2 protein-coding genes and 1 pseudogene are annotated in these 2,688 nt (G+C 74.6%); 2 read left to right on the top strand and 1 reads right to left on the bottom strand.

What is annotated here, in order from left to right:
* Nucleotides 1-221: pseudogene (locus EHS43_RS41995) on the top strand (serine/threonine protein kinase); the annotation flags it as partial.
* A gap of 49 nt (nt 222-270) precedes the next feature.
* Here the strand turns inward: EHS43_RS41995 and EHS43_RS41990 are convergent.
* Entirely contained in the window at nt 271-1,548 is a 1,278-nt protein-coding gene (locus EHS43_RS41990; RefSeq protein WP_125195735.1) for a streptophobe family protein, read from the bottom strand.
* Nucleotides 1,549-1,717: 169 nt separating this feature from the next.
* On the opposite strand from EHS43_RS41990, the gene EHS43_RS41985 reads away from it, so the two are divergent.
* On the top strand, nt 1,718-2,688 hold a 971-nt coding region (locus EHS43_RS41985), incomplete at its 3' end, for a DUF6777 domain-containing protein (RefSeq protein ID WP_125195734.1).

The raw sequence follows: 2,688 nt of genomic DNA, 5'->3' as shown, positions 1-2,688 counted from the left end.
GCCCCGGCCTGCCCGCAGCGCTCGACGCGGTGTTCGCCAAGGGCCTCGCCAAGTCCCCCGACGACCGCCACGACTCCTGCCTCGACTTCGTCGCGGACCTCCGCTCGGCGGTGACCGGCGGCCACCCGCCGACGGAGGTCGCCATCAGGGCCGTGGAGCCGCCGGAAACCAGGCCGAAGCCCCCGCCGCACTGGGCGGAGCCGGTGATCCGGGGACGGTAGGCGCCCCTGGCCGCCGGAACGAGCTCACCCGGGCGTCCGCGAGGCGCTGTCACGCCCCGGCCGCTCCGACCTCCCCCGCGCGCCGCACCGGCCGTGCCGCCAGCGCGCCCAGGAAACCCGCCACCAGGCCCCACAGCGCGCCGAGGCCCACCGCCGACCACACCTCGGGGTCCAGGAAGATCCGACCGCTCAGGCCGCCGCCCAGGTCGCCGATACCGATGATCGACAGGCCGAAGTGCGCGGAGATCCGGCCCAGGAGGCAGATCATGAGGACCGTCAGGGCGAGGGCGATCGCCAGGTGCACGGCGTGCTGCCAGGCGGGCACGCGGGCGGGGGAGCGGGCCGCCATCAGGAACGCCACCGACAGCAGCAGGACCGCTTCCACGACCACCAGCCACCAGACCCGGCCGTCGTGCTCGGCGAGCGTGCCGAGGTTCAGCGTGGTGGTGTCCGAGGAGCGCAGGACCTCGTCCAGCAGATGCGGCATCGGCAGTCCGAACGGGCCCTCCACCCGGCCGTTCCAGGTGGCGCCGAGACCGATGGTCAGGGCGAGCCAGACCAGGTTCGGCATGCCCAGCAGGATCACCGCGATGGTCTGGGGCGCATGACCGCGGGTCGCGGCGACGACCAGCGCGATGAGGACACCGAGCACGACATGGGCGAGGAGGAGCACGACCATGGCGTGCGCCGCGGGACGTACCGACTCCTGGAGGCGCAGCAGCCGTCCCGGCAGCGGGGCGCGGCGCGACACCAGCAGGGTCAGGACCAGGACGCCGGCCAGCCACAGCAGGCCGAACAGCAGCGTCCGCGGCACGTCGGTGGTGAAGCCGACCTCGGGGGAGACGCCGAAGAGATCGGCCAGGTCGCTCGGCGCGCCGTCGCCGAAGGAGAGCTTGAACGTGTGGCGGGCCGCGTACGCCAGGGCGAGCATCGCGAGCAGCCACAGGACGGCGATCCGGGCGGCCCGTCCGGCGAGTTCCCGGCCCCCGGCGACGGCCCGGTGCCGCAGCGGCCAGAGGAAGGCCGCACCGAGCACCAGCGCCCCGGTCAGGGTGACGGAGAGGGGGATGACGGTGATTCCGGCCTGGCTCGCGGCGAGTCCTCCCGCGCCCCCCGACAGCTCGACAGTGCCGCCGACGGCCGTGACGACGCTCGCGGCGACCACCCGGCAGAACCCGTTGTCCGGAAGATCGTCAGCCCCCGCCGCCCACAGTCCCAGCGCGGCCACCGCTCCCATGGCGATCAGCGTCAGCAGGACCGTGACCAGGGCCTGAACCCAGCCGTGGCGAGCGGCGAACGCCTGGCCGGAGGAGGGTTGCGGGTGCACCCTGCCACGCTAAGCAGCGTGGCGGGGGCTCGCCTGCCGGGAGGTCCGTCCGCGTCCGCTTGCGGGCGGCACCGGACCCGAGCAGACAATGGGTATGTCGCGGAAGAATGCGGCTGAATCGGGGCAATCGGATCGCGCCGCAGGGGTCCCGCGTCGGGAAGAAGAGCTCGTGAGCGTCGAACCGCCCTCGTCGGGGCGTCCCACCGGGCCGCCCTCCGGCCCGCTGTCGGGCCCTTCGCAGCCGCCCTCGGGGCCGCCCTCGCAGCCGCCGTCGCAGCCCCCGGGCAGCAGTGGCGGCGCGCCCACGCCGGAACCCCGCCGCCCCTGGTGGAGGTCGGCGCCCCGGGTCGCGGTGATCGCCACCCTGGTCGTCGCCGCCGTGGTCCTCGCCGTCGTCTTCACCCGTTCCGGAGGCGGCTCCACCACGGCCGGCGGCGACGGCGAGGTCTTCCTCCAGGCCGCCGGCAAGACGGGCCCCGAGCCCTTCACGGAGTCGACCGCCAAGGACAGCTCGGTGCCGCCGGTCTCCGCGTCCCCGACCGGCTCCTCCGAGCCCGCGAACGCCGTGCGCGGCGTGGACGGTGCCGCCCCCGGCCTCTACGGCGGCACCCGCAACGTCTCCAGCTGCGACGTCGAGAAGCAGATCCGGTTCCTCGGGGCGGACCCCGCGAAGAACAGGGTGTTCGCCTCGGTCGCGGGAGTCCGGCCGTCCGGGGTCCCCGCCTTCCTGCGCTCGCTCACACCCGTCCAGCTGCGCATGGACACCCGCGTCACCAACCACGGTTACCGGGACGGCGCGGCCACCAGCTACCAGGCCGTCCTCCAGGCTGGCACCGCCGTGCTCGTCGACGACCGCGGGGTGCCCCGCACGCGCTGCGCCTGCGGCAACCCGCTGACCCCGCCGGTCGCCCAGCAGACCACGCCGAAGGTCACCGGCGACTCCTGGCCGTCCTTCCGCCCCTCGAACGTGGTCGTGGTGGCCCCCTCGACGACGGTCATCAACATCTTCGTGATCTACGACCCCGACCACCACGACTGGATCGCCCGGCACCGCGGCGACACCGGGGGCAAGGACCACAAGACCCGTCCGCCGGCCCGGCCCTCCCCGCCGGTGAGCGTGTCGCCTGCGACCCCGAGCAC

It is taken from the genome of Streptomyces sp. RP5T (assembly GCF_003933965.1).
Classification (GTDB): Bacteria; Actinomycetota; Actinomycetes; order Streptomycetales; family Streptomycetaceae; genus Streptomyces.
Note: the sequence above shows the minus strand (reverse complement) of the source record. Positions and strands in the feature narration are given on the sequence as shown.